This window comes from Deltaproteobacteria bacterium RBG_16_64_85 (assembly GCA_001798885.1).
In the GTDB taxonomy this organism is placed as follows: domain Bacteria; phylum Desulfobacterota; class Deferrimicrobia; order Deferrimicrobiales; family Deferrimicrobiaceae; genus FEB-35.
In genome coordinates, this window is sequence record MGQW01000003.1 from 1 (window position 1) to 5,898 (window position 5,898).

6 protein-coding genes are annotated in these 5,898 nt (G+C 57.0%); 1 reads left to right on the plus strand and 5 read right to left on the minus strand.

The window, feature by feature from the left end:
* Nucleotides 1-1,001: 1,001 nt before the first annotated feature.
* A complete protein-coding gene (locus A2Z13_08200; GenBank protein OGP81426.1) occupies nucleotides 1,002-1,313 on the plus strand; it encodes a hypothetical protein in 312 nt (103 codons plus the stop codon).
* Between the two features lie 244 nt (nucleotides 1,314-1,557).
* Here A2Z13_08200 and A2Z13_08205 read toward each other — a convergent pair whose 3' ends face one another.
* The 5 genes from A2Z13_08205 to A2Z13_08225 form a co-directional block, all read right to left on the minus strand.
* Nucleotides 1,558-1,974, minus strand: a complete 417-nt coding sequence (locus tag A2Z13_08205) for a hypothetical protein (GenBank protein OGP81427.1) — start codon at nucleotides 1,972-1,974, stop codon at nucleotides 1,558-1,560.
* Nucleotides 1,975-2,134: 160 nt separating this feature from the next.
* The gene (locus tag A2Z13_08210) at nucleotides 2,135-2,377 is read right to left on the minus strand and encodes a hypothetical protein (protein ID OGP81428.1); all 243 of its coding nucleotides are present in this window, start codon (nucleotides 2,375-2,377) and stop codon (nucleotides 2,135-2,137) included.
* A gap of 363 nt (nucleotides 2,378-2,740) precedes the next feature.
* Nucleotides 2,741-3,406 (minus strand): hypothetical protein, encoded by a 666-nt coding sequence (locus A2Z13_08215; protein OGP81429.1) that lies wholly within the window; start codon nucleotides 3,404-3,406, stop codon nucleotides 2,741-2,743.
* 340 nt (nucleotides 3,407-3,746) lie between these two features.
* Entirely contained in the window at nucleotides 3,747-4,430 is a 684-nt protein-coding gene (locus A2Z13_08220) for a hypothetical protein (protein OGP81430.1), read from the minus strand.
* 351 nt (nucleotides 4,431-4,781) lie between these two features.
* Nucleotides 4,782-5,898, minus strand: a 1,117-nt coding sequence (locus A2Z13_08225; GenBank protein ID OGP81431.1) for a TrpB-like pyridoxal-phosphate dependent enzyme, incomplete at its 5' end; no start/stop codon positions are given.

Consider the following 5,898-nt stretch of genomic DNA (forward strand, 5'->3'; position numbering starts at 1 on the left):
AAGTGAAAAAACATTTTATTCCCAAAAAATATATTTTTGCCAACTGCTACTTAAATTCCTGTGATTAATATAACTCCAGCACCAATGGAACAACCGCGCCGTAGTAAGGTTTTTTCATACAAGGATCTTCGAACTACTTGGAGCGTGGATTCGTGACGTTTGTAAGGACGCAGGAGGGGCCTAGAAAGACATCATCCTCGATCACGGTTCCTTCATAAAAGGAGACATTAATTTGAACCTTTACGTTGTTTCCGATTATCGTTCCTCCTGCGACAGATACGTTTTGCCCAAAGGTGCATCGCTCGCCGATTTTGGCACCCGAGAGGACATGGGAGAAATGCCAAATCTTTGTTCCATTCCCAACTTCGGCGCCTTCATCGATATATGACGACTCATGTAAAAAATATTCCGGCATTCTTATCCTCCAGGAGAAAAAATGTTTATCGCTTCATTCTCAGCAGCGGGTGCCGACGAGAACCATTCGTGGAGGATGCATTAGCATTCCGCAGTTCGTAAACTAGATTTATTGAGGGGCGGGCATCTTCGATGCTAGATCCTCTCCCCGCCAAGATCTCACGATAGACGACGGTATGAAGGTCGGTAAATCCATCAGAAAACTCGATCTCTTCGTCATCTACCGTCATTGAGCGGAAGGTAGATTTTCCTGCTGCTACGGCTTGCTCCGGGAGATCCGCCCCGTCAACTGACATGAACCAGCGCACATACGCCTTTTCCAGCTCGATAATCCCACTCATCCGCGCTGGTTCGGAAAGGTGCACTTCGTGATATCGCACGTTTCCAAAAACCCATATCAACACATCAAAGAAGTGGACCCCGATATTCGTCGCAACTCCACCGGATTTTTGTATGTCACCTTTCCATGAGGTGAAATACCAACGTCCGCGACTGGTAATGTATGTCAAGTCGATAGCGTACCGCTTGCCATCGGGTGTGCTTGCAACCTTTTCCCGAAGCCCGACAATTGAAGGATGAACGCGCAGTTGCAGGATATTATAGATCTTGCGGCCCATCTCTTTTTCAAATACTGCCAAAGCATCCAGGTTCCATGGATTCAGAACCAAAGGCTTTTCGCAAATAGCATCAGCCCCAACACGCAGGGCAAAACGCATATGAGCATCATGGAGATAATTCGGCGAGCATATGGTGACATAGTGCAGTCTCTTTTCATCACCACTGCGGCGCAGTTTTTCAACGTGCCGGTCAAAACGTTCGAATTCCGTGAAGAAGGAAATGTCATGAGAGAAGCTGTCGAGTATTCCAACGGAATCCGATTTATCGATGGCCGCCACTAAATTGTTCCCTGTGTCACGGATGGCTTTCATATGTCGTGGTGCAACATACCCGCCAGCGCCGATCAGAGCGAAATTTTTTCCCATCGTTTAGTCCCCTTTAACTCGTCATTCACAAACCACGGAAAACGCGTCACCGAAGGTTGTTACCATCGCATGATTCACCAAGAACCGTCTTTTTCTCTTAATGCTAGCCGGAGATGGGATTGAACTTTGCTCTTTATACGCGGATGCACCGCACTTAATATCAGGACGCTGCTGGCCACCCCTTGTCGATCATCACGTTGCCGACGAGGATCATCTTCTCCTCCCTCACTCCCTCCGCGCGCAGACTGCGGACGCCCGATTCCTCGGTGACGAAGAGCAGGTCGCAGATGGCGTCGGTGAGCTTGCGGTTGATCTCCTCGGGCATCGTCATGTCGAACGACCGGAGGCCCGCTTCCACGTGCGTCACCTTCACCCCCATCTTCTTCGCGGTGAGCGCGCAGGTGATCGTGGAGTTCACATCCCCCACGACGACGACCCATTCGGGCCGATTCACCTGAAGTACCTTCTCGAAGGCCACCATGATCTTCGCCGTCTGCTCCGTGTGGCTTCCCGAGCCCACCTCCAGGTGCTGGTCGGGTTTAGGGATCGCAAGTTCCCGGAAGAAAACCTCCGACATGTTCTCGTCGTAATGCTGCACGGTGTGGACGATCGAAATCCGCAGATCGACGCCGGATGCCAGGGCCGAATTCTTTCGGGCATTCGTGCGCGCACGATCGGCTCGATCTTCATGAAGTTGGGCCGGGCCCCGGCGACGATGGTTATGGAGAAGGGTTGCATCATTTCGACAGCAGGGTGGCGGCTTTCATCAAGACCCTCGAAACGGTCTCCTCGGGCAGCCGGCAGATCAGCTCCAGGTCGAGGGCCCGCCAGTTCAGGCTTTTCACCTGGTCGGAGAGGACCGCCCCGGACACCTTCATGCGCGCAGGGATTTGGACCTCGAAGGGATACCCCTTCCCCCGATCTACGATCGGGCACAGCAGGGCCAGGCTGTTCCCCCACTTCCGGATGCGGGCTCTCATGGCATCGACTCCCCGGAGTATCTACAAAGAGGACACATCTTCATCAGAGGAAAGACCAAGGGCCACAGCGGATCGGATCGGAATTCACGGGACCGGCACGTCGGACATCAGGCTGGTTACCGCTCTCAGGGGTCGGAAGTGTAATGGGTTTTTTCCGTTCGGTACGCCGGGGGCCGACGGAAGGATCGGCCCCTTTTGTTCACCCCTTTACCTATCCGTGCCGGCCCAGGCTACCGCCCATCCGGCTCGAAATCGCCGGGAGGACCGAATCGTGGGAGAACTCCAAAGCCAACCAAACCTCGACCAGAAGGAACAGGCAGGGCCATAGCGGCCCTGCCTGCCGACTCCTGCTTGGGAGAGAATTTACGTATTGTCGGTCGATTTTCTTTTCAGGCCGACGAGCGCCAGGACGCCCGTGGCGAAGAGCCAGGCGGCGCTGGGGATCGGGGTGGTGGTCACCTTGGAGGAGACGTCCATCAGGCCGCCCTCTTTTTCGGTCACTCCCCACCAGTTGAAAATCGTCGCATTGCCGAAGATCTTCCATTCGAGGGTGTTCCCCGAGCGCTGGAAATCGAACCCGGTCCAGGAAAGGATCGGATCGTTGACGGTCGCGAATTTATGTCCGTCCCATGCCTTCAGCAACGGGGTGTAGGCCGAGCCGTTGAACTCGCTTGTCAGAAGGGTATCGATTCCGGAATAGAGCGGATTGCCGACGTTGCTCTTGAAATCGACATGGATGCCGTACCGGTCCGCAAAATCGGAAACCGTGGGGGTCGCCGCAAGGTCCATGCGGAAATAGTGGGCATTGCTGGCCCATCCCCACCATACCTTGGAGATGTTTTGTCCGGCGGAATCGGGGACCGGACCCGGGGGGTTCGTATCGGTGTCCACGTGGGAAATGACCCCCGGAGAACTCCAATTGAAGACAAAGGACGCGGAGGCAGGGGGAACCGCCAAACCGAAGGTAAGAACGCATGCCAACCCCCCTACGAACCAGGGAACAACCGATCTGCCCGTTTTGCGCAACATGTTTGCCTCCTCGATGGTGGCGTGTCGTTCGGTGCGCTTACCGTGTCTGAATGTACCGCTGGTATCTGCATACCCCATGCCCGCAACAAAAAGGAATGTAAACCTATGATAGACAAGAAGATTTTTCCCAATGCCCGACATTGCGGAAATCTGCAGAAACAACAGAAATGAAACTTGGCTTCGGAATTGGTATGGCTGGGAAACCGGGGTCGCAAGGAACTCATCCAGGGGAATCCCCCGTGCGCCGACAAGAAGCTTTCGTGAGGGACGAACCGCAAGGGGGGAACGGCAGGCAGGGCCGTCATGGCCCTGCCCACCGGATTTCCGCTCGGGGGAGAAATTACGACGCGGGCGTCGTTTTTCTTTTCAGGCCGGCCAGCGCCAGTACGCCCGTGGCGAAGAGCCAGGCGGCGCCGGGGATCGGGGTCGTAACGGCGTTCGAGGTTAGGTCATACGTCGTTGCGGGGGAATTGCCGGGTTTCAGGCTCGCCGCCCAGAAGGTAAAGGGGGAGTCGAAGTAATTCTTGTTGATCTTCCACTCCAGGACCCGTTCGGATTGCAGAAACGCAAGCCCCCCATCCGTGATCCCGGTGAAATCGGTTCCGGCCCACTGCTTGAAAGCCGGATTGGTGGTCAACGTTCGGGCCCCGGGCACACCGGTGATGGAGTAGTCGGTGCTGACGATGAAATCGATTCCGGAAAGGCCTCCGGAGATCAGGTTGCTGCCGGTCGGATCGGCGCCCCCCGCTTTCGAATCGATGAAGAAGCCGTAGGTCTCGGCCGCCTTCCACCGGGGTTCCCGCAGCATGTCGATCCGGAAGTAATGAAATGATCCATCGAAGGCGTGCGAAGCCGAGAGGATATCTTTCTGCTTGACCGCGGTGTCTCCTTTGTCATCCGTTACGGTCGTGGGCCAACTGTAGAGAAGCGCCGACGCGGGGGGGGCGAAAACCAGCTGTGCAAGGAGAAAGACCAGGCACCCCGCGAACCAGGGAACCATCCACTTGACCGCTTTGCGAACCATCTTTTTACCTCCTTGAGGGTGGCGAGTGGTTCGGTGCGCTAACCGTTTCTGAATGGTACGCAAGTCTTTGCATACGCCGTGCCCGTTTCTATTGGATTGTAAGCATCCGCTAATGTTCAGGATTTCTGGATTGTCTTCTCTTGTGAAATACCGTCGGGAATCACAAAAAAGAGATATTGACCCGGATTTGAAAGTCCGGTTTGCGGAGCTTATCAAAGAGAGAAAAAAAGCGGGGCCACCACGGCCCCGCCTTATGTCGATCCACGATTTGAACAGAGACTTACATCTTCGTTCCCCTTCTATTGATGCCGATGAGGGCGGTTTTCCCTATCCGCACAAACAGCGCCCGCCCTACCCCGCGACTTTGGGAAGGTTGCCGAGCGCCTCGCGCACCTTCTCCTCGCTGTGCTCGTGATCGGCCAGCTTCCCCGTGAGGAAGTCGTCGTAGGCCGCCAGGTCGAAGAATCCGTGCCCCGAGAGGTTGAACAGGATCACCCTCTCCACCCCTTCCGCGTCGGCCTTCTTTGCCTCGGCGATCGCCGCGTGGATGGCGTGCCCGGACTCCGGCGCCGGCAGCACCCCCTCCGCCTTGGCGAAGGTGATGGAGGAGGAAAACACCTGGAGCTGCGCGTATGCCTGAGCCTCGACGAGCCCTTCGCTCAGGAGTTGGCTCACCAGCGGCGCCGCCCCGTGGTACCTCAATCCCCCGGCGTGGATCCCTTCCGGGATGAAGTCGTGTCCAAGGGTGTACATCTTGACGATCGGCGTCAGCTTGGCCGTGTCCCCGAAATCGAACGCGTACACGCCCTTCGTAAGCGTCGGGCAGGACGTGGGCTCCGCGGCGACGAGGCGGAGGTTCCTCTTCCCCCCGCTGAGCTTGTCCTGCAGGAACGGCAGTGCGATCCCGCTGAAGTTGCTCCCTCCCCCGTGGCACCCGATGACCACGTCGGGATAGTCGCCGGCGATGGCCATCTGCTCCTTCGCCTCGAGCCCGATCACCGTCTGGTGGAGGAGGACATGGTTGAGCACGGACCCCAGGGCGTAGCTGGTGTCTTCCCTCCCCGCGGCGTCCTCGACAGCCTCGGAGATGGCGATGCCCAGCGATCCCGGGGAATCCGGGTTCCCGGCCAGGATCGACCTCCCGGACGCCGTGTCCCTGCTGGGGGACGGCACCACCTTGGCCCCGAACACCTCCATGAGCATGCGCCGGTAAGGCTTCTGGACGTAGCTCACCTTCACCATGTAGACCTTGACCTCGATCCCGAAGAAACTGCCGGCGATCGCCATGGCGGACCCCCACTGCCCCGCGCCGGTCTCCGTGGCGATCCGCTTGCGGCCGAACTGCTTGTTGTAGAACGCCTGCGGGATGGAGGTGTTGAGCTTGTGGCTCCCCCCGGCGCTCACGCCTTCGTTCTTGTAGTAGATCTTGGACCTGGTGCCGATCGCCTTTTCCAGACGGAACGCCCGG

Bases quoted from the DNA above. Each gene is read 5' to 3' on its own strand.
- A2Z13_08205 (OGP81427.1), bottom strand. From the start codon at position 1,974: ATGTCGGAGGTTTTCTTCCGGGAACTTGCGATCCCTAAACCCGACCAG.
- A2Z13_08210 (OGP81428.1), bottom strand. From the start codon at position 2,377: ATGAGAGCCCGCATCCGGAAGTGGGGGAACAGCCTGGCCCTGCTGTGC.
- A2Z13_08215 (OGP81429.1), bottom strand. From the start codon at position 3,406: ATGTTGCGCAAAACGGGCAGATCGGTTGTTCCCTGGTTCGTAGGGGGG.
- A2Z13_08220 (OGP81430.1), bottom strand. From the start codon at position 4,430: ATGGTTCGCAAAGCGGTCAAGTGGATGGTTCCCTGGTTCGCGGGGTGC.